The organism is Bacillus siamensis KCTC 13613 (assembly GCF_000262045.1).
Classification (GTDB): Bacteria; Bacillota; Bacilli; order Bacillales; family Bacillaceae; genus Bacillus; species Bacillus siamensis.
The window spans coordinates 673351-693657 of the sequence record NZ_AJVF01000013.1 but is presented as its reverse complement, the minus strand read 5'-3'; the positions used below and the strand labels follow the sequence as shown (position 1 = coordinate 693657).

Annotated in this window: 28 protein-coding genes; 19 read left to right on the top strand and 9 right to left on the bottom strand. The window is 45.6% G+C overall.

Features of this window, described 5'->3' with window-relative positions; genetic code table 11:
• Positions 1–24: 24 nt before the first annotated feature.
• A complete protein-coding gene (locus Y79_RS0103665) occupies positions 25–210 on the bottom strand; it encodes a DUF8096 family protein (RefSeq protein WP_003154919.1) in 186 nt (61 codons plus the stop codon).
• A gap of 173 nt (positions 211–383) precedes the next feature.
• Here Y79_RS0103665 and Y79_RS0103660 point away from each other — a divergent pair, with 173 nt between their 5' ends.
• A complete protein-coding gene (locus tag Y79_RS0103660) occupies positions 384–1202 on the top strand; it encodes a uroporphyrinogen-III synthase (RefSeq protein WP_029575219.1) in 819 nt (272 codons plus the stop codon).
• 23 nt (positions 1203–1225) lie between these two features.
• On the opposite strand, the gene Y79_RS0103655 is transcribed toward Y79_RS0103660, so the two are convergent.
• The 3 genes from Y79_RS0103655 to Y79_RS0103645 are packed head-to-tail and all read right to left on the bottom strand — an operon-like array spanning position 1226 to position 3736.
• Complete coding sequence (locus tag Y79_RS0103655) at positions 1226–1987, bottom strand: ABC transporter permease (protein ID WP_016936479.1); 762 nt, start codon at positions 1985–1987, stop codon at positions 1226–1228.
• Position 1988: 1 nt separating this feature from the next.
• Positions 1989–2726 carry an ABC transporter ATP-binding protein gene (locus Y79_RS0103650; RefSeq protein ID WP_016936478.1) on the bottom strand — a complete coding sequence of 246 codons (738 nt, stop codon included), beginning with the start codon at positions 2724–2726 and terminating at the stop codon, positions 1989–1991.
• A 26-nt stretch (positions 2727–2752) separates the two neighbouring features.
• Positions 2753–3736: a DMT family transporter gene (locus Y79_RS0103645; protein ID WP_016936477.1), complete on the bottom strand. Its 984-nt coding sequence runs from the start codon at positions 3734–3736 to the stop codon at positions 2753–2755.
• Between the two features lie 129 nt (positions 3737–3865).
• Between Y79_RS0103645 and Y79_RS0103640 the strand changes: the two genes are divergently transcribed.
• From Y79_RS0103640 to Y79_RS0103615, 5 genes are all read left to right on the top strand, one after another.
• Complete coding sequence (locus tag Y79_RS0103640; RefSeq protein ID WP_016936476.1) at positions 3866–4363, top strand: cupin domain-containing protein; 498 nt, start codon at positions 3866–3868, stop codon at positions 4361–4363.
• A 386-nt stretch (positions 4364–4749) separates the two neighbouring features.
• A complete protein-coding gene (locus tag Y79_RS0103630) occupies positions 4750–5166 on the top strand; it encodes a helical membrane plugin domain-containing protein (RefSeq protein WP_016936474.1) in 417 nt (138 codons plus the stop codon).
• Between the two features lie 39 nt (positions 5167–5205).
• The gene (locus Y79_RS0103625) at positions 5206–6384 is read left to right on the top strand and encodes an NAD(P)/FAD-dependent oxidoreductase (protein ID WP_016936473.1); all 1179 of its coding nucleotides are present in this window, start codon (positions 5206–5208) and stop codon (positions 6382–6384) included.
• Between the two features lie 371 nt (positions 6385–6755).
• Positions 6756–7754, top strand: a complete 999-nt coding sequence (locus Y79_RS0103620) for a LacI family DNA-binding transcriptional regulator (protein ID WP_016936472.1) — start codon at positions 6756–6758, stop codon at positions 7752–7754.
• Between the two features lie 493 nt (positions 7755–8247).
• On the top strand, positions 8248–8439 hold the full coding sequence (locus Y79_RS0103615; protein WP_014304836.1) for a hypothetical protein: 192 nt from the start codon (positions 8248–8250) through the stop codon (positions 8437–8439).
• A 41-nt stretch (positions 8440–8480) separates the two neighbouring features.
• Here the strand turns inward: Y79_RS0103615 and Y79_RS0103610 are convergent, their stop codons facing one another.
• Positions 8481–9245, bottom strand: a complete 765-nt coding sequence (locus Y79_RS0103610) for a sulfite exporter TauE/SafE family protein (RefSeq protein ID WP_016936471.1) — start codon at positions 9243–9245, stop codon at positions 8481–8483.
• Positions 9246–9390: 145 nt separating this feature from the next.
• Complete coding sequence (locus Y79_RS0103605; protein ID WP_016936470.1) at positions 9391–9858, bottom strand: DinB family protein; 468 nt, start codon at positions 9856–9858, stop codon at positions 9391–9393.
• A 206-nt stretch (positions 9859–10064) separates the two neighbouring features.
• Here Y79_RS0103605 and Y79_RS0103595 point away from each other — a divergent pair, with 206 nt between their 5' ends.
• From Y79_RS0103595 to Y79_RS0103585, 3 genes are all read left to right on the top strand, one after another.
• On the top strand, positions 10065–11198 hold the full coding sequence (locus tag Y79_RS0103595; RefSeq protein WP_095240872.1) for a Rap family tetratricopeptide repeat protein: 1134 nt from the start codon (positions 10065–10067) through the stop codon (positions 11196–11198).
• Positions 11188–11322 (top strand): PhrA family phosphatase inhibitor, encoded by a 135-nt coding sequence (locus Y79_RS1000000121165; protein WP_016936467.1) that lies wholly within the window; start codon positions 11188–11190, stop codon positions 11320–11322. The genes Y79_RS0103595 and Y79_RS1000000121165 overlap by 11 nt, the downstream gene beginning before the upstream one ends.
• Positions 11323–11464: 142 nt before the next feature.
• Positions 11465–12418 (top strand): N-acetylmuramoyl-L-alanine amidase, encoded by a 954-nt coding sequence (locus Y79_RS0103585; protein ID WP_016936466.1) that lies wholly within the window; start codon positions 11465–11467, stop codon positions 12416–12418.
• Between the two features lie 36 nt (positions 12419–12454).
• Here the strand turns inward: Y79_RS0103585 and Y79_RS0103580 are convergent, their stop codons facing one another.
• Positions 12455–12832, bottom strand: a complete 378-nt coding sequence (locus tag Y79_RS0103580; RefSeq protein ID WP_016936465.1) for a PH domain-containing protein — start codon at positions 12830–12832, stop codon at positions 12455–12457.
• Between the two features lie 109 nt (positions 12833–12941).
• Between Y79_RS0103580 and Y79_RS0103575 the strand changes: the two genes are divergently transcribed.
• Positions 12942–13547: a poly-gamma-glutamate hydrolase family protein gene (locus Y79_RS0103575; RefSeq protein ID WP_016936464.1), complete on the top strand. Its 606-nt coding sequence runs from the start codon at positions 12942–12944 to the stop codon at positions 13545–13547.
• A 140-nt stretch (positions 13548–13687) separates the two neighbouring features.
• On the opposite strand, the gene Y79_RS0103570 is transcribed toward Y79_RS0103575, so the two are convergent.
• Positions 13688–14278, bottom strand: a complete 591-nt coding sequence (locus Y79_RS0103570; protein ID WP_016936463.1) for an ImmA/IrrE family metallo-endopeptidase — start codon at positions 14276–14278, stop codon at positions 13688–13690.
• 147 nt (positions 14279–14425) lie between these two features.
• Positions 14426–14764, bottom strand: a complete 339-nt coding sequence (gene xre, locus Y79_RS0103565; RefSeq protein ID WP_016936462.1) for an HTH-type transcriptional regulator Xre — start codon at positions 14762–14764, stop codon at positions 14426–14428.
• A 190-nt stretch (positions 14765–14954) separates the two neighbouring features.
• Here xre and Y79_RS1000000121450 point away from each other — a divergent pair, with 190 nt between their 5' ends.
• From Y79_RS1000000121450 to Y79_RS0103515, 9 genes are all read left to right on the top strand, one after another.
• On the top strand, positions 14955–15131 hold the full coding sequence (locus Y79_RS1000000121450; protein WP_016936461.1) for a hypothetical protein: 177 nt from the start codon (positions 14955–14957) through the stop codon (positions 15129–15131).
• Positions 15121–15948, top strand: a complete 828-nt coding sequence (locus Y79_RS0103555) for a hypothetical protein (protein WP_016936460.1) — start codon at positions 15121–15123, stop codon at positions 15946–15948. The genes Y79_RS1000000121450 and Y79_RS0103555 overlap by 11 nt, the downstream gene beginning before the upstream one ends.
• The gene (locus tag Y79_RS0103550; RefSeq protein WP_016936459.1) at positions 15848–16648 is read left to right on the top strand and encodes an ATP-binding protein; all 801 of its coding nucleotides are present in this window, start codon (positions 15848–15850) and stop codon (positions 16646–16648) included. Before Y79_RS0103555 ends, Y79_RS0103550 begins: the two co-directional genes overlap by 101 nt.
• Positions 16648–16815 carry a hypothetical protein gene (locus Y79_RS1000000121445; protein WP_016936458.1) on the top strand — a complete coding sequence of 56 codons (168 nt, stop codon included), beginning with the start codon at positions 16648–16650 and terminating at the stop codon, positions 16813–16815. Before Y79_RS0103550 ends, Y79_RS1000000121445 begins: the two co-directional genes overlap by 1 nt.
• A gap of 97 nt (positions 16816–16912) precedes the next feature.
• Positions 16913–17254, top strand: coding sequence for a hypothetical protein (locus Y79_RS0103535; protein WP_016936456.1), 342 nt, complete (start codon positions 16913–16915; stop codon positions 17252–17254).
• On the top strand, positions 17244–17447 hold the full coding sequence (locus Y79_RS0103530) for an XtrA/YqaO family protein (RefSeq protein WP_016936455.1): 204 nt from the start codon (positions 17244–17246) through the stop codon (positions 17445–17447). The genes Y79_RS0103535 and Y79_RS0103530 overlap by 11 nt, the downstream gene beginning before the upstream one ends.
• A 112-nt stretch (positions 17448–17559) precedes the next feature.
• The gene (locus tag Y79_RS0103525) at positions 17560–18069 is read left to right on the top strand and encodes a sigma-70 family RNA polymerase sigma factor (RefSeq protein WP_016936454.1); all 510 of its coding nucleotides are present in this window, start codon (positions 17560–17562) and stop codon (positions 18067–18069) included.
• A gap of 116 nt (positions 18070–18185) precedes the next feature.
• Positions 18186–18983 carry a terminase small subunit gene (locus Y79_RS0103520; protein WP_016936453.1) on the top strand — a complete coding sequence of 266 codons (798 nt, stop codon included), beginning with the start codon at positions 18186–18188 and terminating at the stop codon, positions 18981–18983.
• Entirely contained in the window at positions 18980–20278 is a 1299-nt protein-coding gene (locus tag Y79_RS0103515) for a PBSX family phage terminase large subunit (protein WP_016936452.1), read from the top strand. Before Y79_RS0103520 ends, Y79_RS0103515 begins: the two co-directional genes overlap by 4 nt.
• Positions 20279–20307 lie beyond the last annotated feature (29 nt).

Genomic DNA, 20307 nt, shown 5'->3' with positions numbered 1-20307 from the left:
AGCGCCGGACGGCTGCCTGTTTTGTTATATATTTTTCTTCATGCCGCATCTCCGGCATTCCCGCAAAAATTTTCCGCCCTTCACTGAGCTTTTAAACAGCGTATAGTCGCAATTATCACATCGGCCGCTGTGAACATCAGGATATTCATTGAACTCATAAATGACCGAAGTATCGTAACCTTTTGTTTCGAACTCTTTTTTTGTTTCCATGATTGAAAGTCCCTCCGCGAATCAAATCATTCTGCCCGGTTAATGATACAGCAACTGCACGGGGGATTCAACGGAGCATATCTTGATTTTCCCGGCTGATTGCGTAACAATAATAGAAATAAATGACGGCCTGCCATGGGGCGCCCGGCATCTGAAGGGAAGAAAAAACAGCGATGGGAAAAGGATTGAACGGTAAACGGATTGCCATCGGCGGTTCGCGGAAAACAGAAGAGATCACAAGATTAATAGAAAAGCAGGGCGGAACGGCAGTCACCCGTTCCCTCCAAGGAACCGTATACTTGGCGGAGGATCAGATAGAACCTGACGTAAGAACATTTACTGAGCAAAAAGCCGACTGGGTGATATTCACCACAGGCATCGGGACGGAAACGTTATTGTCCGTATCAGAAAAAATAGGTCTGAAAGAAGAATTTCTAGCGGCCGTACATGAAGCGAAAATCGGCTGCAGAGGCTATAAAACATATGCGGCCTTAAAGAAGCTCGGCATCACGCCGCATGCCTCTGATGAAGACGGTACAACAAGAGGGCTGATCCGCTCCTTGGAACGGTTTGACTTTAAAGATAAAAAAGTCATGATACAGCTTCATGGCGAAAAAGCGCCCGTTTTAACGGAATTCTTCGAGAAAAACGGAGCGGAGGTATTCCCCGTTCTGCCTTATCAGCATATTCCGCCTGAAAGGGAGACGGTTGATAAACTGCTGGGAGAGCTGTTAAACGGCGAGGTTGACGCCGTCTGTTTTACGACAGCCATTCAAGTGCGTTCTCTCTTTGATTATGCAAAAGAAAAAGGGTCCGCAAAAGAACTGCAGCAAGCATTCGAAAACCATGTTCTTGCCGCCGCAGTCGGCAAAGTGACGGCTGAAGCGATCAAGGATGAAGGGGTGGAGAGAGTCCTTGCTCCGGACATTGAGCGGATGGGAGCGATGATTATTGAATTATCCCGTTACTATGAATCTCTGACATTGTCATAAACAATCATTCAGCAGGGAAAAGCCTAAGCTTCCCTGCTGAATTTTTTTAATTGCCAGTGTTCCGTGAAAAGGGATGGATACGTTAAGGCGCTGAGTATGATACATGTAAGAAGAGCGGAGGCCATCGTTGTAAAAACGATCAACAGCTGAAAGCGCACCGCCTGTATCGGATCAGCCCCTGCTAAAATCTGTCCCGTCATCATGCCGGGAAGCTGAACGAGACCTAATGTTTTCTGGCTTTCCAGTGTCGGTATCATACTGAGTTTCATACTGGACGTCAATATATGGCGGACTGCCTGCTTAGGCGTTCCGCCGAGAGAGAGAATCAGCTGAATTTCTTCCTTCCGCAGATCCGCTTCCGAACTGAGCCGGTTTAAAAACAGGCTTGAAAGCACCATGGAGTTTCCGATGACCATGCCGCTTATCGGAATGACATATCTTGAAGTAAACGGAATGATATGAAGGGCCAGTAAAATTCCCTGTGTCACGATTTCCACAATAGCCAGTGTCAGATAAACGCGCCAAAATGAACCGATCCGCATTTTTTTCCGTTTGGCGACATTATGCGAAGCGGCCGTGAGCATAAGAAGCACCATGAGTAGGATAAACACCGGGTGATCACCGTGGAAAATCAGCGACAGCACATAGCCGATGATGAGAAGCTGAATGACGGCCCTGACGGTTGCGATGATCATATCTTTTTCTACGCCGGCTTTAAAAGATTTAGACAGAAATAAAGCGATAATGACAAATACACTTGTAAATAACAGAGAAAGATAATCCATATCAGCACCCGCTCCCTTGTAAAAGCGCCCGGGCCTTTTCGTGTTTCGGTTCTTTAAAGAACGTTTTCGTTTCCGCGATCTCTAAAAGCCTGCTCTCGGCCATAAACCACACCGTATCGGATATCCGTTCCGCTTGTTCAAGATTATGAGTGATCCACAGGATCGTCAGCTGTTTTTGCCGATGGAGCTTTGTAATCAGCTTTTCGATGATGAGAACAGATGTGGGGTCCAGGGCCGATGTAATTTCATCGAGCAGCAGGATAGACGGCAGGCTGGCGAGGGTTCTCGCCAACGAGAGCTTCTGCCGCTGTCCGCCGGATAATTCTTTTGCATTCTGATCCAGAAGCCCGTGCGGAAGATCAGTGAAGTCTGCGAGCTCTTCAGGCGTATAGTGCTGTGTCCCGTGAAGTTTTTCTGCGAGCAGAAGGTTGTCCCGCACTGTGCCGTCGATGACGGGAGCTGACTGGAATGCAAGGCCCGCGGTTTTTCTGAGCTCTCCGATGTCCCAGCGCCTTATTTCTTTTCCGAATACAAGCACTTCGCCTTCATCAGGTGTATTCATCAGATTGCACAGTGACAGCAGTGTGCTTTTCCCCGCGCCGGACGGCCCTATCAACGCCGTAATAGAGCCTTTTTGGATATGTCCGGTTACCTGGTTGAGGACATCAAAGGACGTATTGTTTTGTTTGAAACGTTTGCCGGCCGACAAAAAAGATATTGCCGGAATTTCTTCTTTCATACAGGATGACACCTTTCGTAAAAAAATCAGGAACCGGTGAGATCGGCTGCCGTTTGTTCCGCCGTTTTCGGGTCTGCCTGCCGTGAAGCGAATGTATGCATGACCATTCCCGCAATAATAATGAACAGTCCGGCAAACGAAAGAAGTGACGGAAACGCTGCGGATAAAAAGACGATCTCGCCGATCAGCGCAAACAGAACCTCTCCGGATTGCGTCGCTTCAACAGCAGCGAGCTTCTGCGGCTCATTCCTCACCATATCGGTGGCGCGGAAAAATAACACTGTCGCGATAACACCCGAGCTGAGCGCGACGATAAAAGATTGAAATGTCTGCCCCATTGACGGAAGCCCGTCTCTGTGCCAGCCGAAAGCGGCGATCAGAAGCCAAAACGGAAGGCTTGCGAGCGTCATGCCGAGCACGCGCTGAAACGTGTCGAGTTTACCGCCGTATTGCTCCAGCATTTTTCGATTGCCGAGCGGATAGGCAAATGCGGCGATGACGACCGGCACAACACTGAATAGTATCGTGCGCCCGGACAGAGAGCCCGCATGCTGAAGCTGAATCAGGCCTGCTCCGATCAGGATGATGACGGAAGTAACCAGCGAAATCAGCGGGATCTTTTGTCTGACGGGAACCGGGCCCGCCGGTGAATCTTTTGTTTCATAGAAAAACGGCGACAGGAGCACACCCGCGACAATTGTAACCTGCCACGTGCCGGCGATCAGCCAGCCCGGCCCGTATGCCGCCGCAAAGGTAATCGGGGCATAAAAAAGCACGAAGCCGGTAAAGCTCCACTTCAGCCAAAAAAACGGTTTTTTCCGGATTTCATGCCAGAGCGGCACCCATTTTCCTTTCGCATAAACGATCAGAAATAAAAACGGAACCATAAAAAGAAAACGCAGGGAAGAGCTCCACATCCAGTTTCCGCCGGAAAGCTCCATCGCCCTGTTTAAAATAAATGTGACTGCAAAAAACAGAGATGCCAATATTCCGAATATGATGGCTTTCATGAAATCCCTCATTTTGACACATATTTTTTTATACTATACTATTCACCGGCAGGCTTCGCAATGGAATATGTGAAAATAGCGTTTTAACAACTGATGAATGGGAAACAGACATATACGGAGGTGAACACAATGCAGAAAGAGGATATTGAAGTTCTTTATTTTGAAGATGACGGCCGCATTCCGAATAACCCGAATCTCCCGCTTATCATTTATAAAGCGGTATTTAATGAAGAAACGGTACAGAAAGCGGAATCCGTCCTCCGCCGGCACGATTGGTCGAACAGCTGGAGGGGCGGAGTATTTCCGTATCACCATTTTCACAGCACCACCCACGAAGTTCTCGTCGCGGTAAAAGGAAACGCGGTTTTGAGGTTCGGCGGGGAACAAGGCGCAGACGCCGTTCTTCAAACTGGAGACGCAGCGGTCATTCCGGCCGGCACCGGACATAAAAAACTGTCGGCCAGTTCTGATTTCACCGTGATCGGGGCTTATCCGGGCGGCCGGCAGTACGACACAAAAACGGAGAAAAATGATAGAACTTCAGAAGAAATCAGCCGTGTCCCGCTCCCGGAATATGATCCCTTTACGGGAAAAACGGGCCCGCTTATAAAATTGTGGGAGAAATGACAGGGGAAAAGCGGATGGTCTGTAAAAAAATAGCCTAAAAGAAACGTTATTACACCCCGGCCATATAAATAATTTCATAAACGAAACAATTCACGTTCAAATTTTGTTCAAAAAGTGTTATTATATAAGAGTAATTCAAATTGGGGTTTTTTATGTTTGCTATTTTCAGAGAGGAAAAAGAAATTTTGACTTATTCAATTGTTTTTGTTGATATAAAAATAATACTGAATATGGCAAAGTGAAAAACTGGGTAGTAAACATTTATTTTTGTAACTGATTGTGCACGGATTCACAATCTTGCTTTTTCATGCTTTTCTGCATGAGAGGGGAAAGGCTACCCTTTCCAAAAAAATCAGCACACTGCTTATAGTAAAGGAGAATCGGATATGCCAGAAACAATCGATCAAACAAATGCATCTGTCAGCCAAGGCCAACGCGATCTTATTGATCAGCTGCTAAAACCTGAAGTTCAAGAATCACTGACTGTTTTAGTGGATCAGCTACCAAAACTGACTGAGTTAGTAAATATTTTAACGAAGTCTTATGATTTTGCACAGTCTGTAGCGACAGACGAAGTATTGAAGAGCGATACAGTGGGTGCGCTTACAGAAATTCTTGAGCCTGTGAAAGAAACAGCGAAAGACATTGCGGCTACTGCGATCGAAGCAAAAGACCGCGCGGATGCAAGCAATGACACGATCGGACTTTTCGGCCTGCTGCGCATGCTGAAAGATCCTCAAGCGCAAAAGCTGTTCCGTTTTGCTAACAGCTATCTTGAAATCATGAACGAAAAACAAAAATAATCTCAGATTCAAATTGATATAAAGGACGGAGGATATACGATGTCAAAACATATTGTCATTTTAGGCGCTGGTTACGGCGGAGTTCTTTCTGCTTTAACCGTTCGCAAACATTACAGTAAAGATGAAGCACGCGTAACCGTTGTGAACAAATACCCGACTCACCAAATTATTACGGAACTGCACCGCCTTGCAGCCGGCAACGTGTCTGAACAGGCTGTTGCTATGCCGCTTGAAAAACTTCTTAAAGGAAAAGACGTTGACATTAAAATCGCAGAAGTCAATTCTTTCTCAGTTGATAAAAAAGAAGTCGCCCTTTCTGACGGTTCTAAGCTGACTTATGACGCGCTTGTTGTCGGACTTGGTTCAGTTACGGCTTATTTCGGCATTCCTGGACTCGAAGAAAACAGCATGGTGCTCAAATCTGCTGCGGATGCCAACAAAGTATACAAACACGTGGAAGATCGTGTGCGTGAATACTCTAAAACGAAAAACGAAGCTGATGCAACGATTCTTATCGGAGGCGGCGGCTTAACAGGCGTTGAGCTTGTCGGTGAGCTTGCTGACATCATGCCGAACCTTACGAAAAAATACGGTGTAGACCATAAAGAAATCAAACTGAAACTAGTTGAAGCAGGTCCGAAAATTCTTCCTGTTCTTCCTGATGATCTTATCGAACGCGCGACAAAAAGCCTTGAAAAACGCGGCGTTGAGTTCTTAACAGGTCTTCCTGTTACAAACGTGGAAGGAAACGTCATTGATCTGAAAGACGGTTCAAAAGTCGTTGCCAACACATTTGTATGGACAGGCGGCGTACAAGGCAACCCGTTAGTCGGCGAATCAGGTCTTGAAGTGAATCGCGGCCGCGCGACTGTTAATGATTTCTTACAATCTACTTCTCACGAAGATGTATTTGTTGTCGGAGACAGCGCAGTATACTTTGCGCCGGACGGCCGTCCATACCCGCCTACAGCGCAAATCGCATGGCAGATGGGTGAACTTGTCGGTTACAACCTGTTCGCTTACTTAGAAGGAAAAACGCTTGAAACATTCAAGCCTGTAAACTCTGGTACGCTTGCAAGTCTCGGACGTAAAGACGCGGTTGCCATCATCGGAGCGAACTCTACTCCGCTGAAAGGTCTTCCGGCATCTTTAATGAAAGAAGCAAGTAACGTACGTTATTTAACACATATCAAAGGATTATTCAGCCTGGCTTACTAATCCTTCAAATGACACTGCCGACTTTCTCGGCAGTGTTTTTTTATGTCTGAATGTTAACGTGAACAGTCAGCACTGCGGCTGATGTGCTGAATTTCTGTCTTCCGTCATCCGTCATCAGGGTTTCTTTCAGGCATCAGGCTGATCAATACCGGCTATATCCCAAATACATCTCAGACGAAAGACACGTTTTAGGCTCCTTTTGCTGTGCGCCATGCTGATTATCGGTATGACAGATAAGCTGACAGACAGGCAGCATGCCGAGCCCGTTCAGGACTTACATCATGCAAAACCTCAACTTTAGTGATTTTAGAGACTGTCCGTTAATGGTACAATAGAAATAAATGACAGTATACAGGGAGAAAGGAAAACCGATGGTAACCATAAAAGATATCGCAAAACTCGCCAACGTATCCCACACAACGGTATCCCGGGCACTGAACGGCAGCCCCTACATTAAAGAGCATACAAAACAGAAGATATTAGAGCTCGCTTCACAGCTGAATTACACACCGAATGTAAATGCAAAAAGCCTTGCCATGCAAAAGTCCCATACGATCGGACTGTTTTTTACAAGCATCACAAACGGAACTTCACACAGCTTTTTTTCCGATACCATCAAAGGGGTAAACCGCACAATCAGCGAGGATTACAATTTGTTCGTCCGCGCTATTGACGACCTGAAAAGCTTTGAAACCATTACGCCCATGAGATATGACGGAATCATCTTAATGAGCCAAAGCGACAGTGATAATTCCTTTATTTATCATATCCGTGAGAAAAACATCCCGCTCGTCGTGCTGAACCGGGACATTGATGACCGGAGCTTCACGAATATCCTGTCAAACGATAAAGAAGGCTCCAGACAGGCGGTCGACTGCCTGATCGCAAACGGACACAGAAATATCGCGATCATTGAGGGAAAAGAAGGATTCAGGTCAACTTCTCAGCGGAAAGAAGGCTATTTGTCATCTTTAATTGATCATGCTATTCCGATTAAGCAAGAATACAGTGTAAAAGGCAACTACGATATGGAGAGCGGCAGTCAGGCGATGGAAAAACTCTTGGCGCTTCAATCACCGCCTACCGCTGTTTTTTGTTCAAATGATGATATGGCGATCGGAGCGATGAACGCCATTTTCGCCAAAGGTCTGAACGTTCCCGAAGACATATCCGTCATTGGGTTTGATGACATCGGCATTTCACAATACATGACGCCGAGACTTTCGACCGTAAAACGCCCGGTTGAAAAAATCAGTATCCTCGGCGCAGAGAAGATTCTGGCGCTTATCGCTGATCCGAATACGGCGGCGGGAAAAATATATGAAAACACTGAGGTGATAATAAGAGATTCAATCAAAAAACTCACATAAACTGCCTCGTCTGAATATCCAGTTTTTTTGTACAAAAAATGTTAACGTGTGCATAAATACAGCAGGAGGCGGACAGCTTGCGGCAGATACATTCAATATCCTGAAAAAGTCCTTCAGTTCGGTGAAGGCAATTTCTTGCGGGCTTTATCAGTCCGGCAGATCGATTTTTAAGTTTGGTGTGACGTTATAAGAGAAAAGGCGATCCGTGAAAGGGTTGCTTTTTTGTTTTGGAATGAATTGTGAGAATGGGAAGTGCGAAAATGCAGGCAGAAGAAAAGTGTTACTGCATACTTGATTAAGTTATAATTTGGAATGACGCTGTAAAGAGCAATCAAAACGGAATGGTTTTTAATAGCGACATTTTTTCTGCTGCAATGAACCTCGTAACGTTTCATTTCTGGTAATGAAAATGTCCGGTCGCAATCGTCTTATCTTTTTCCCAGACTAATAGGCATATTTGAAAAAATAGAATGTAAATGGAGGGTGATTTGACATGGAGCAGGTTATTTTTGTGATTTCAATGCTCGCTTTAGGAGTTACACTGGTGACATTTTTCGGAATGATTTTGAATGACGGATTAAGAGGAGTATTAAACTTCTCAAGAAAACCCGTAAAATTTATGACCGGATCATTTCTGGTATACATTGTCGCGTTTGCTGTTTATATTTTAATAAGTGTAAGGTGATATCGAAAAATAAAAAAGCGTTCCTGTAAAGGACGCTTTTTTTATATTAATTTTATTCCGCTGATCAAAATAATCGCCGCCATCACAAACTGCAGCGGGCGCGGAGAGAATTTCGGCGAAAAGAAGCTGCCGAGGAGCACACCCGGTACGGAGCCGAGCAGAAGATTCAATACGAGCAGGTAATCGACGCTGCCGAAGCCTGCGTTTAACAGACCTGCGGCCGTTACGAGCAGAAAGGCATGTGCGATATCTGTTCCCACCACTTCTGCAGTTTTCATTCTGAACAGGTACAGCATGGCGATCGCGAATAATGAGCCGGACCCGATAGATGTCAGGCCGACGATGAAACCGAAAATGACGCCGATCAGTATCATAAGTGTCCGTTTTTCTTCAAGCGTTTTTTGCTGCCAGCGGTTCGGCCGCAGTTTTTTATCGAAAAAAAGGCGGGCGATAATGGAAATGGCGACAAGAGTCAGCACGTAGCCGAGCGCCTGTTTGATAATCTGCTCCTGATGCTGGTGAAAAGCGGGAAACAGGTGAAGAATGCCGATGGCGGCTGTTGCGCTGGGAATACTTCCGAGCGCCAAGTAGCCGACAAGTTTAAAATGAACGGTGCGCTGCTTCCAATGAGAAACGACACCGAACAGTTTGGTGATGGAGTTATATAAAAGGTCCGTGCCGACGGCAATTGACGGGTTGATTCCCAAAACGATCAGTAAAGGAGTCAAAAGCGCCGCTCCTCCCACACCCGTCAATCCGACCAGCGTTCCGACAATGAACCCCATAAACACAATGCTTACAGTCATCTGTGTGCCCCCTGAATAATCCTACTATTTTTATCAGATTATATATGATTAAGGGGCGATTATCAATTAAATTTTCGGAAAATTTTATACAGAACAAAAAAATCCGCCAGCCTGCTGTTATTTCGCAGACCGGCGGATGGCCGGATTATGATTTTTGCTGATAAAACGGAAGTTCCGTGTGGCCCATTTCTCTTACATACACGAAAAGATTGCCTTTATGATGAATTTCATGTTCCATCGCAAGCTGAAGGAGAGCGGAGCCGGTAATTTTTCTGCCGAAAGAGGCAGTCAGGTCAATTTCGCGGTTCAGCTGCTCTTCAGTCAGCTGTGACAGGATGTCTGTCGTTTTTTCAGTACATGCTTCCGCCAGTTTGACGAGGTCTGTTTCCGCTTCTTCTTTCGGCTTGTTCTGGATGGCTGATCCGTCTCCGTCTTTAATGACGTTTGCAAACATGAGAAAAGAATAAACGATGTGTTTTACAAGTTCCTGAGCGGACATTGATGTCTCTGCCGGCTTGTAATCGTAATGTTCGCGGCTGATTTTTTCCGCCAGCTCAATCGTCACGTTTCGATGTGACAGAAAGTGGCTGACCAATTGATTTTGTGCTGTCATGTGAAAACCCCCATTTGATCAAGAATTAAAATGATGCAAGGATATGCTATATCAACGGCACGGAAGAAACAAGCAATAAGCTCTTGATGAAGATAAATCGTTGCGGATTTCCGAAATTCGACAATTGCGGTCTTTTTGCGTTCTTCTTTTTCTAGCAAATATGATAAAATATGACATATCTCGGTCATTCCAAAAGGGGGGATTAATTGAGGATGAAGCAGACTATTCCGTCCTCTTTTGTCGGGCTCAAAATTAATGAATGGTATACCCATATCCGGCAGTTTCACGTCCTTGAGGCGGAGCGCGTCAAACGTGAAGTAGAGAGAGAGATCGAGGATATGGAAGAAGATCAGGATCTGCTGCTGTATTATTCATTAATGGAATTCAGACACCGCGTCATGCTGGATTACATTAAGCCCTTAAAGGAGGACCCTTCTCAGCCTGAGTTTTCAGAATTATTGGAAGACATTGAAGGCAGCCAGTATAAGCTGACAGGACTGCTTGATTACTATTTTAATTTTTTTCGAGGAATGTATGAATTTAAACAGAAGATGTTCCTAAACGCCATGATGTATTACAAACGGGCTGAAAAAAACCTTGCACTCGTTTCTGATGACATCGAGAAAGCTGAGTTTGCTTTTAAAATGGCCGAGATATTTTACAACCTGAAACAAACCTACGTCTCCATGAGTTATGCCGTACAAGCCCTTGAAACGTACCAATCGTATGAGACGTACAACGTCCGCAGAATCCAATGTGAATTCGTTATTGCAGGGAATTATGATGACATGCAGTATCCAGAAAGAGCATTGCCCCACTTAGAACTTGCTTTAGATCTTGCGAAACAAGAAGGCAATCCCCGTCTTATTAGTTCAGCCTTATATAATCTCGGAAACTGCTATGAAAAAATGGGAGACCTCTCTAAAGCAGCCGAATATTTTGAGACATCCGTTTCCATTTGCAAGTCAGAAAAGTTCGATAATCTTCCGCATTCTATTTACTCATTAACACAGGTCCTTTATAAACAGAACACCACTGCCGAAGCAGAGAAGCAATACCGCCTCGGGCTTAGTATCGCCCGCGAATACAATGATGAATTGTTTGTCAAGCTGTTTCAATTTTTACATGCGTTATATGGCAAGATGGATAACGCATGCGTCAGGCACACCTTTGAGTTTCTGGAGGAACACATGCTGTATCCGTATGTTGAAGAATTGGCGCATGACGCTGCCAAATTTTACATGGAGCATGGACAGCCTGAAAAAGCGCTCACGTTTTATGAAAAAATGGTGCACGCCCAAAAACAAATCCAGAGAGGAGATTGTCTATATGAAATCTAAACTGTTGTCAGGATTGCTGCTTGTTGCTGTCGGGTTCAGCTTTACACAGGGAATCGGCCATGAAAGCCATTTGGAAAACCAAGCGGACGGCACATTTCATATTGCCGCGCGCAACCAAACATAAGTAAAGACCCTTCTTAGGAAGGGTCTTTTTTTTGCCTAAGCACAAACATTCCACTTTTATCCGATTGCAGGGTCTATATACTCAAGGCGTCTGTCCTACGAATGCCACCTATTTATGAAAAAGGCATAAGGAGAGATGAAGAGTGGGGATTGAAGTGAAAAAACGGCTCGTATCGGCTGATAAATATGCGTTAAAATGTCCGAATCCAATGACGCCGGAGTATATTACCATCCATAACACGGCAAACGACGCATCCGCCGCCAATGAAATCAGCTATATGACGGGGAACAGCGAATCAACGAGCTATCATTTTGCAGTCGATGACAAAGAAGTGATTCAGGGCATTCCGCTGGACCGGAATGCCTGGCATTCGGGAGACGGCACAAACGGCACCGGAAACCGGAAGTCGATTGCTATAGAAATCTGTTACAGCAAGTCAGGCGGCGAACGGTACAGAGCCGCAGAAGAACTGGCGATTGAGTTTGCCGCTCAGCTTCTGAAGGAGCGGGGATGGGGGATTGACAGAATCAGAAAGCACCAGGACTGGAACGGAAAGTACTGCCCGCACCGCATTTTGTCTGAAGGCCGCTGGGATGAAGTGAAGGCGAAAATTGAAAAGAAATTAAACGGCAGTACGCCTGCAAAAAAGGCTGCCGTTTCTCCGTCGGTATCTGAATACCATGTGAAAAAAGGCGACACCTTGTCGGAGATTGCCGCATCACACGGTGTCAGTGTAAAATCGCTGCAAAGCTTAAACCATATCACCGACCCGAATCACATTACAGCCGGGCAGGTGATCAAGCTGTCTCAGACGGGATCTTCCTCGAAAAGTCAGGCTGCGTCTTCCTATCCGCTCCCGTCCGGAGTGATTAAAGTGACAAACCCGCTGACGAAAGGGACAAACGTGAAACAAGTGCAAAACGCTTTATCCGCCCTTTATTTTTATCCTGATAAAGGCGCAAAACATCACGGGGTTGACGGCGTTTACGGTCCGAAAACGGCAAATGCCGTAAAACGTTTTCAATCCGTCAGCGGATTAACGGCAGACGGAATTTACGGCCCGAAAACGAAGGCAAAAATCGAGGAAAGGCTGTAATCAATAAAACGGAAGCTCCCCGGGCTTCCGTTTTTCTTACATACAAACTGCGGCAAGAGCCTTTTGAATATCATAAATGCTTTCATCTTTTTTAAACTGCTTTGAGACAGCGGGAATTTCCGCGCCGGAAATCCAAATTTTCAGCTCTGAATCTAAGTCAAAGCGGCCGGCGGTTTCTACGCTGAATCTGGAAATGCTTTTGTACGGAATGGATTGAATCTCTGTTTTCTTACCCGTAAGCCCCTGTTTATCAACAAGAATAAGACGCTTATCCGTAAAGACAATGATATCGCGGACGAGTTTAAACGCGGCGTTGACATTCTCACCTTCCAGCAGAATACGGGCCAGTTCTTCTTTTGCTTCAGCCGTCGATATTGTCGACGCGTTACCCAGCAATCTATTGATAAACCCCATGATAGATCCCCCCTGATACGTATTCTTTCAAATCATACTATAAAAAGGTTTTCATTCCTAGACGAGTAGAGTAAACTGGTGCTGACTGAAAAAGGAGAGCATGTTAAACATGAAAGATCGATATGACAGTTTCGCAGCTCTTTCCGCTGCTGAATCGGAATACAGAATTATCTATGAAGAAAATGAGGGAAGTGAACATATCGTCCTCGCTCCCCACGGCGGCAGAATTGAGCCCGGTGTCAGTGAACTGGTGCGGGCATTTTCTGACCAAAGCTCAATTTACTTATTTGAAGGCACAAAGCAATGCGGCAATCGCTCCCTCCACTTGACAAGCACACGCTTTGATGAACCGCTGGCTTTAGAAAAAGTGACCGCTCATCATTATGCATTGGCTTTTCATGGGTACCATGATCGGGAAACGGCAAATACGCTCGTCGGGGGCGCGGATCTGGAAAAGGCCAGACTGATTTGTGATCTGCTGCGTGAAGCGGGTTTTAGCGCCGAGCTGACGGACATGAACGACCGGCTGGCAGGTGTAAACCCCGGGAATATTGTGAATCGGACAAAAAGGAAAATGGGGCTGCAATTGGAAGTAAGCACGGCACAGAGAAACGTGCTGTTCAGCAATTTTGGCTGCAGGGGAGAAGAATACACGCCAACGGATCTGTTTTTTCGGTATGTAGATGCCGTCAAACTCGGTTTTTATGATAAATGAACAGGGTTCACTGGGTCTGTGGGGAGCAAGAAGTGCTTGGCTGGCAGCACGGTGAGAACAGCTTCATAATGCAAAAACCTTTCCTCCGATGTCAAAATGATGACATTCTGCCGGCTGCGTTTTCAGCCGGCAGAGAATCGCTAGTTTTCAATAAAATACGGCGATTTTTCTTCAGCGGCATGCAAGTGTGTCTGCCTGCCTTCGTAATACACATTCGGCCGCTTGTCGGATAGCAGACAAGTGAGCCGCTTCTGAAATTGAATACCTGCTTTACGCCGTTCAAACAGCTCAAGCCTTTTTTCCGCAAATGACGCCGTCACCCGGAAAGCGGCTGCGATTAAAATGACGGCGTGGTTCCTCCGCTGAGGAAGCTCCATGTTTAACAGCATAAAGGTCGGTACACAGAAGTGGTACATAAAATGGTTGGCCTGGAATTCCTGCAGTTCCCTGAACAGCTTGTTCATGTGGAAATGGTTCCCGGTATGCTTCAGCACATGGCATAGTTCGTGTGCAAAATCCTCCCATTGCTCCTCAGGTGACTTTCTTTGGTTCAGGACGATGCTGTACATGCCGTCCCGCTTCAGCATCATGCTGTGCGTATCTTCAAAATGAATCCAAATGTCAAGCTCCTTGGCAATCGTTTGCATATCAATATGGAGGGGGGCGGTCATTCCCATGCGGCAATATAAGTTTTTGACGTATTCCTCAAGATGTGTTAAAAAATCGCCCAATTGAATACACCCTTTCGAACATATGTTCTTTTTTAAGCGAGAAAGAAAAGCCCTGATCGGACTTTGAATCAATTCCCTTTTCTTTCAAAAATAAACATTCAGATATTATATCGGCTGAACGTTAAGCATTTTAAGGAAAAGAGCGAATTATTTATGTTTCGGCCTGCGGTTTTTCTCTTTTTCTTTTAAATAATTAATGAATTCAATGGCCTGCTGTTTGCTTTCCGGTGAAAAGTCCTGCATGTCCCGATATGCGATCTGCAGGTCGGGATCGGCAAACATGTCTTCATCTGAAGGTTCTTTTCCGGTTAACAAATAATCCGTCGACACTTTGAAATAATCCGCAAGCTTTTGCAGCGTTTCATAATCGGGTTCAGATCGGCCGTTTTCATAATGAGAATATCTGGCGCGCGAGACACCGATATGATTTGCGACTTCTTCCTGCGTTTTTTTTCCTCTGAGACTTTTCAATCTTCCGCCTATCATCCGAACGACCTCTCTTTTTTCAACACCCTAAGTTACTTATCATTATAGATACAAAATGTATCAAAATAAAGCGATGATAAAAAAAGTATCAAAAAGGTCTTGATGATACGAAAAGTATCGTTTATAATCAACATCACAGGGATACAAAATGTATCGAAAAATGATAAGAAATTGATCAGGAGGGTGAGAGATGCATCCGATTATCATCCGTTTCAGCAGCAATCCGGCTGACCAAAGAAGTTTAGGAAAAGCAGGCGGGTCGATATCTTTTACCGCTTGCGGACTTCCGGTGTTCCGATTTGATAACCGATTGCAGTATGAACACTATATAAGTTTGAAAAACGGAGATGTCCGTTATGAATCGTAAAAGCTACCCGTTTTTTATCTATTCCGGATTATTGAATTCTGAACATTATGACAAAATAGGTTCCGCTTTATGGCTGTTTTTATGGTTCATCAGTTCAACGACAAAGGAACACGTAAAAGACGGCGTCAAGTGGGGGCTTGTCCTCGGACATAAGCCAGTAAAAGCAAGAGAAATGGCCGATGTATTCGCAGTCAGTGAAAAAACCGTCAGGCGGTGGCTCGAGAGCTTGGAACAGCATGAATATATCAAAACCGTCCGCGCGCCTTACGGACTTATCATCTCCGTAAAACACTCGAAAAGATTCACGCAAAAAGGGACATTGCCCCGCCCGGAAGCAACTGACCGGACAATATCGGCAGATCACCGGGACAAAAATGTCCAGAGAGAAATAGATATAACAAAAAATCATACTGCTGAAGAAGCGATTACCGAAATTGCCGCCCATTTTATCAGATTAAGGTCTGCACAGGAGGGGCGGAGCGTATACCCGTCGCCAAGAGATTATCAGGCCATCGCCCGTATTGTTTCCCTCGGTGCGTCAGCACAAGAAGCAATCAAATGGCTCGGCGAATGCTTTACAGCTTTTGAACAGCGGCGCACCTCTTCAGCTGAAACGATCAAGGCTTTCAGCTATTGCGCCAAGTTTATGGAGGACCGCTTGAATGCACGAATTGCGGGAAGGACAATCACAACAAAAAAAGAGAGGAATACGATACATGACAAAACGAACGATCGAGCAGATACTGGCCGACCTGAAAAACGGAAAACGTCCATTACTGGCGGACAGACCGGAAGAATCAGACGAAAGCCGCTTTGACTGTCCGCTCTGTAAGGATCAGGGCGGTTATCTCGAAAAACAGCTGGGAATGGATGTGTGGGTCAAGTGCCGCTGCGCCGCGGAACGAAAAGCAGAGCGCATCCTCAGCGCAAGTGAGATTACAGGCGCTTTTCGGAAGCTGGATTTCAAAGGATTTATTACGCAGGGCAAGCCTCAGGCGATCGTTGACGCATATGAATGCGCCCTTGAATTTGCTGACAACTTCGACAAGATTAAAAACTGCCGGAAAAACAGCATTGCCCTATTAGGGCGTCCGGGATCGGGGAAAACCCACCTTCTGACTGCTCTCAGCAATCATGTCATGAGACAGAAGCAGACACCGGTGCTGTATTTTCCTTTTGTGGAGGGATTTACAGATTTAAAAAATGATTTTGATCTGCTCGATACAAAACTGACCCGTATGAAACGGGCGGATGTGCTCTTTATTGACGATCTGTTCAAACCGCTGAACGGAAAACCCCGGGCGACCGATTGGCAGATTGAACAAATGTACGCCGTCGTGAATTACCGCTATTTAAATCATAAACCGCTTCTTATCTCGAGTGAGCTGGCGTGTGACGAGCTGGTGCAGGTTGATGAAGCATTGGGCACAAGAATGTATGAGATGTGCAGCGATTATTTAGTCATCATTAATGGAAACCCATACGAAGTCAACCACAGATTAGAGGGGGCGAGATAATGTGTAAACTGTGCGGGCCAAAGAAGGTCGTTGTGACGGAAACAAGTTTCGGCGCTGTCTTTCACCCTTGCCCGAACTGCAAAACAGGAACTGATTTAACGCCGGTCATTAAACGTCTTGAGCGAATGGTTCAAGACGCAAAAGCGAGGCTTGATGCACGTGTATAAATATATCAAATGGCTTTTTTGCCTGCTGTTCAGGGCGAAACGGATCGAAAAGCAAATTGAAGCATGGCATGAGGCTGATGGAAAGTGAGGATAAACATTGCAAGTAAACAACAGCCCCGCTCCATGGCGGGCCGTACACAGCGGAGAAGAAAAACCCATTTACATTTATTCTGCTTACAGCGAAGCGGAAAAAGAGAAATTTCCTTATTCAAACGGAAGGCTTATCGCGGCCGTTTTCAACTTAAGTTCATACTCACAGCGGATCAACGCGGCAATGATGGCGAAAGCCCCGGAACTTTTTGAGGCGGCCGAAACGGCTCTCCGCCTGCTCCGGGGAGAAAGTGCTGAAGAAAAAGAAGCATTCATAAATAATCTCGAAAGCCTCATACATGAAGTAAATATCCTGAAAAAGACGGAGGACGTAAAACATGAATCCTAAAAAACTGTCAGACATTGAACATACAACATTAAAAAGCCAGCTGGAAGAAGGCAAGGTGCGGGTGATTATTGTAGACGGGCTGAAGAATGAAGCCTGGCTCGCCGAGGCGCCGGAGCACGGCAAAACGCTTGTCGAAACGAGAAAAGGCGACCTGACCCGTGTCGAATATGAAATCGGCTTTAAATTGAATTAATCGAAAAAACAGAATACGTCCAAGACGGAAAGCCTGCGGACACTGATCAATCGCGCATATGCTGCGCATTGGTTGGTGTCCTTTTTTTGTCCGAAAAAGAGGAGGATCTATGATGGAAGACTTACTATTTGAATATAAACGCACGCTGAAAGAGACGAAAAAATGGTACAAGCAGCTGGGGGAAGCTGACGAAGCGGCTCTGACTTCAGAAGAACTGAAAGATAAAAAAATCATCAGAACGATCATTACAGATTTGGAATATGTCACCGAATGGCTTGAAAAAGGCCGGCAGCCCGGCATAAGAAGAGCAATAGACCGCAGAGACGCTTATCAAAGGATGCTGATTAAAGATCCTAGAATCATAGATACCTATTCACAGGCGCTGATGTTCGAACCTTCCGGGAATGTGACTGAAGAAGACAGAATCAGACTGCGGGAAGCATTAGCCGTTTTAACGGAAAGAGAAAAAGAAATACTGCTGCTCCACAAAGCGGAATGCTTTTCGTATGAACGGATCGCCGCATTGCTGAATGTAAAAAAATCAACCGTACAGACGACGGTCAAACGGGCGCTTCTAAAAATTCAAAAACAGCAGGAACAAAGAAATCAGTCGCCTGCTTAAAATGTTGTCATACGTTTGCCACTTAGAAGTGAACAGACAAATTACAAAAAAGCGGCCCGAAAGAAGCCGCTTTTTATTATAGACATCCATGTCGGAGGTGGCGGTGATGCCGTAGCATGAAAAACGCAAAAAGAGAACAGGCATTTACAATCTATCAGTCTCATAAAGGCCGCATCACAAATCGCGCCCTTGCCGGCAAATCAGGCGTATCCGCAAGAACGATCGGCAGATGGAAAAAAGAAGGGCGCTGGGACGAGGCGCTCGATAAGAACGCGGAAAGCGGCGGAAAAATCGCCCCGGCCGAAAGTGATGAGTTAAACGAACGGCAGCGGCTGTTTTGTCTTTATTATGTGAAAAGCTTTAACGCCACCCAATCTGCGATAAAAGCCGGGTATTCACCGGAAAGCGCGCATGTCACGGGAAGCAGGCTGTTAAAAAACGAAAAAGTCGCCAAAGAAATCAGCCGCATGAAAAAGGAAATGGTCAATAAAGTGTTTGTCGAAGCGATGGACGTTCTTCAAGTCTATGTGAAAATCGCTTTTGCCGACATTACCGATTATGTAACCTTCGGAAAAAAAGAGGTTCAGGCCTTCGGAAAATCAGGGCCGCTCTTTGACGAAAATGATAATCCGATTATGCAGGAGATCAGCTACGTTGACGTTAAAGATTCGAATCTGCTGGACGGAACGATCGTTACGGAGGCAAAACTCGGGAAAGAAGGCATTGCAATCAAGCTTGCCGACAAAATGAAAGCTCTTGAAAAGCTGTCTTTGTACTTTGACCTTTTCCCAGATCAATTTAAACAAAAAATTGAAAATGAAAAATTAAAGCTGGCGCAGCAGAAGCTGGAAAAATCAGAAGACAGCCAAAAGCCGATTGACATTGTCATTACGCGGAAAGAGGAACGGCCATGATTGAAAAAGCGGTCAACCCGCGCTTTGAAGATTATTTATTCAATTGGAATGAAACGTACCAATTTCTCGTCGGAGGCTATGGGTCGTCAAAAAGCTATCATACCGCGCTGAAAATCATCTTGAAGCTGCTTCGTGAAAAGCGGACGGCGCTTGTGGTGCGGGAAGTTTTCGATACGCACAGAGATTCTACCTTTGCCTTGTTTGAGGACATTATCGAAGAGCTTAAGCTGGGACATGCCGTAAAGGCCGTGTCTTCACCGATGCAGCTGAGATTTTCAAACGGAAGCCGGATTATGTTTAAGGGGATGGACAACCCGGCCAAATTGAAATCCATTCATCATATTTCTCTGATTTGGATTGAAGAATGCTCAGAAGTGAAATATGAAGGCTTTAAGGAGCTGATCGGCCGTCTGCGCCATCCCGAGCTTTCGCTTCATATGATATGCACCACAAATCCCGTCGGCACTTCCAATTGGACGTACCGGCATTTTTTTCGTGATGAGCAAAAAAAACGGTTCGTTTTAGATGATCAGATGCTGTATGAAAAAGGCACCGTCGTTAAGGGAGATACGTATTACCATCATTCCACAGCGTGCGACAATCTGTTTTTGCCGAAAAGCTATATTAAGCAGCTGGACAGCTTACGGCAATACGATCCCGATTTGTACCGGATCGCCCGCAAAGGACAGTTCGGCGTGAACGGCATCCGTGTATTTCCGCAATTTCAGGTCCTGGAGCACAACGAAGTAACAGAGAGGATTGCCGCCATCAGGCGCCCTCTGTTTCGGACGGGCATGGATTTCGGTTTTGAAGAGTCATACAATGCGGTCATCCGGCTTGCCGTCGATCCCGATCAAAAAGAGCTTTATATTTTCTGGGAGTATTACAAAAACAAAATGACCGATGACCAGACAGCTGAAGAGCTTCAGGAATTGGCGGATCAAAAAGAGCTGATCAAAGCGGATTCGGCCGAGCCGAAAAGCATCCAATATTTCCGCAGGCAGGGCTTTTGCATGGTCGCGGCCAAAAAATTTCCCGGCTCAAGGCTCCAGTATACGAAAAAGCTGAAACGGTTCAGACACATCTATTGCTCAGACAGCTGTGAAAATACGATCCGCGAATTGCAGAACTTAACATATGCGAAAAACAAAAACGGCGCTCTGTCGGAAGATGAGTTTTCAATTGATCCCCACACACTTTCAGCCATTTGGTACGCGCTGGATGATTATGACGCGGCGGATCTGAAAGAGTCATCGCAAAAACGGATGCGTCCGAATCGGGAAAGGAGGAGGTAAACGTTGCCCAACAATCAAAACGTTAGAGC

Bases quoted from the DNA above. Each gene is read 5' to 3' on its own strand.
- Y79_RS0103555 (WP_016936460.1), top strand. From the start codon at position 15,121: ATGAATCGTAAAAGCTACCCGTTTTTTATCTATTCCGGATTATTGAAT.
- Y79_RS0103615 (WP_014304836.1), top strand. From the start codon at position 8,248: ATGGAGCAGGTTATTTTTGTGATTTCAATGCTCGCTTTAGGAGTTACA.
- Y79_RS0103575 (WP_016936464.1), top strand. From the start codon at position 12,942: ATGAAAGATCGATATGACAGTTTCGCAGCTCTTTCCGCTGCTGAATCG.
- Y79_RS0103605 (WP_016936470.1), bottom strand. From the start codon at position 9,858: ATGACAGCACAAAATCAATTGGTCAGCCACTTTCTGTCACATCGAAAC.
- Y79_RS1000000121445 (WP_016936458.1), top strand. From the start codon at position 16,648: ATGTGTAAACTGTGCGGGCCAAAGAAGGTCGTTGTGACGGAAACAAGT.
- Y79_RS0103630 (WP_016936474.1), top strand. From the start codon at position 4,750: ATGCCAGAAACAATCGATCAAACAAATGCATCTGTCAGCCAAGGCCAA.
- Y79_RS1000000121450 (WP_016936461.1), top strand. From the start codon at position 14,955: ATGCATCCGATTATCATCCGTTTCAGCAGCAATCCGGCTGACCAAAGA.
- Y79_RS0103650 (WP_016936478.1), bottom strand. From the start codon at position 2,726: ATGAAAGAAGAAATTCCGGCAATATCTTTTTTGTCGGCCGGCAAACGT.
- Y79_RS0103580 (WP_016936465.1), bottom strand. From the start codon at position 12,832: ATGGGGTTTATCAATAGATTGCTGGGTAACGCGTCGACAATATCGACG.
- Y79_RS0103665 (WP_003154919.1), bottom strand. From the start codon at position 210: ATGGAAACAAAAAAAGAGTTCGAAACAAAAGGTTACGATACTTCGGTC.
- Y79_RS0103530 (WP_016936455.1), top strand. From the start codon at position 17,244: ATGAATCCTAAAAAACTGTCAGACATTGAACATACAACATTAAAAAGC.
- Y79_RS0103525 (WP_016936454.1), top strand. From the start codon at position 17,560: ATGGAAGACTTACTATTTGAATATAAACGCACGCTGAAAGAGACGAAA.
- Y79_RS0103520 (WP_016936453.1), top strand. From the start codon at position 18,186: ATGAAAAACGCAAAAAGAGAACAGGCATTTACAATCTATCAGTCTCAT.
- Y79_RS0103640 (WP_016936476.1), top strand. From the start codon at position 3,866: ATGCAGAAAGAGGATATTGAAGTTCTTTATTTTGAAGATGACGGCCGC.
- Y79_RS0103655 (WP_016936479.1), bottom strand. From the start codon at position 1,987: ATGGATTATCTTTCTCTGTTATTTACAAGTGTATTTGTCATTATCGCT.
- Y79_RS0103610 (WP_016936471.1), bottom strand. From the start codon at position 9,245: ATGACTGTAAGCATTGTGTTTATGGGGTTCATTGTCGGAACGCTGGTC.
- Y79_RS0103620 (WP_016936472.1), top strand. From the start codon at position 6,756: ATGGTAACCATAAAAGATATCGCAAAACTCGCCAACGTATCCCACACA.
- Y79_RS0103660 (WP_029575219.1), top strand. From the start codon at position 384: ATGGGAAAAGGATTGAACGGTAAACGGATTGCCATCGGCGGTTCGCGG.
- Y79_RS1000000121165 (WP_016936467.1), top strand. From the start codon at position 11,188: ATGAAATCTAAACTGTTGTCAGGATTGCTGCTTGTTGCTGTCGGGTTC.
- Y79_RS0103515 (WP_016936452.1), top strand. From the start codon at position 18,980: ATGATTGAAAAAGCGGTCAACCCGCGCTTTGAAGATTATTTATTCAAT.
- Y79_RS0103645 (WP_016936477.1), bottom strand. From the start codon at position 3,736: ATGAAAGCCATCATATTCGGAATATTGGCATCTCTGTTTTTTGCAGTC.
- Y79_RS0103625 (WP_016936473.1), top strand. From the start codon at position 5,206: ATGTCAAAACATATTGTCATTTTAGGCGCTGGTTACGGCGGAGTTCTT.
- xre (WP_016936462.1), bottom strand. From the start codon at position 14,764: ATGATAGGCGGAAGATTGAAAAGTCTCAGAGGAAAAAAAACGCAGGAA.
- Y79_RS0103550 (WP_016936459.1), top strand. From the start codon at position 15,848: ATGACAAAACGAACGATCGAGCAGATACTGGCCGACCTGAAAAACGGA.